Annotated in this window: 1 protein-coding gene; it reads left to right on the top strand. The window is 64.2% G+C overall.

Going from position 1 to position 1,528, the window contains the following annotated elements; translation table 11 throughout:
* Positions 1–335 precede the first annotated feature (335 nt).
* Positions 336–1,178 carry an alpha/beta fold hydrolase gene (locus tag JZ792_RS41065; protein WP_216918374.1) on the top strand — a complete coding sequence of 281 codons (843 nt, stop codon included), beginning with the start codon at positions 336–338 and terminating at the stop codon, positions 1,176–1,178.
* Positions 1,179–1,528: the final 350 nt, after the last annotated feature.

Genomic DNA, 1,528 nt, shown 5'->3' on the forward strand with positions numbered 1-1,528 from the left:
GCACGCCGGCCGAGTACGCTGCGGCCTGCACCCACACCCATCATCCGATGGCCTGCGGGACCAACTGAACACGGAACGAAATCACCCGACTCTATTCCCGGGTGGTCTCGTCATCGGGGACCGCTCAGCAGCCTTGCCGCTGCCGGCCTCGCGACCCGGTGTCCGTCAGTGATTTTCGTCCTGGTGCCCGATGATCACCGACCTCGGATACATGACTTCGTTGTGCAGGCAGGAGCCGTAGTGCCGGACTGGCAGGCGCGGCAAGAGGCAACCGGACTACCGCAGATCTATCGACGTATTGAACGCCGAATGAGAATTGGTCTTCGCCCCTCATCGTGGAACGAACAGTGATGCTCACCGTCCCGACCGACATGGGCGAGGTGGCCGTCCACCTGACCGGCCGCCTTCCCGGCTCCGCCCCCGGACTGCTGTTGCTGCATGCCAACCCCGGCGACCATCGCGACTTCGACCTGATCGTTCCCACGCTGGCCCGGAAATGGGCGGTCGCGGCGGTCGACTGGCCGGGCTACGGACAGTCCACGGTCAACCATCCGTCGATGGCGACCGCCGACGGACTCTGCGACGTAGCGACGCGAGTCTGGGACGCACTCTCCGCCCACGGCTTCCATGACGTCACGATCATCGGTAACAGCGTGGGTGGCTACGCGGCGCTTCGCGTGGCCGAACGGCGTCCCGACGCCGTTGCGGGCCTCGTACTCGTCCAGTCCGCCGGATTCACCCCACTGAATGTGTTGACTCGGAGTATGTTCCGCGTCATGAGCAACCGCTGGTTCGCTCGCTACGCGGTCGGCCTCGGTGCGCGGTCATACCTCGGCGGAAGGGGCGGGACGCGCGCCGTCTATGAACGGGCAGCTCGAATCCAGAAACACCCGGAGCGGTTGCGTGTCTACCGCGCGATCTGGCGCAGCTTCGCCGACCCACGACTCGACCTGCGATCACGCGCCCCGGTTATCCCGGAAATACCGGTGCAAGTGGTATGGGGAAAATATGACCCCATGAACCCCTGGCTGTTGAACAAGCGTGGCATCGCCCGCGCTCTTCCCCACGCCGAGGTGGCCGTTCTCGCAGCGCGACACGAGCCGTTCTGCGAGTGCCCGGAACTGTTCCTCGACACGGTGACGCCGTTTCTGAACCTGCGTGCCGACCTGAGCACATGAGACCTGCCGCGTACCACTCCACCACGGATCTCGTCGGTATCGGTCGGCACGACCGCAGGGACACGTGGTCGACGGTAGCAAAGATTACGCCGCTGATACTCGAGTCGATGTCGCCAGGCGGCTCTTCCGAGACCGGTGCTTCGACAGCTCTCCCGCTCAGGCCAGTTCGCGGAGTCTCGGCAGGATGTCTCTAGCGAACTGAGTGAGGAATCGCTCTTGGTCATGGGCCGTCCCCTATAGATGAGACCGATCGGTATTAGAGTCCTTGTTTGGCCTGGTGAGGGCCGAGAAGGGACACTGAGGACCATGGCAGGACGCAAGCGGCATTCCGCGGAGGACATCGCGCGGAA

Source organism: Nocardia noduli, from assembly GCF_019038455.1.
GTDB classification, from domain to species: domain Bacteria; phylum Actinomycetota; class Actinomycetes; order Mycobacteriales; family Mycobacteriaceae; genus Nocardia; species Nocardia noduli.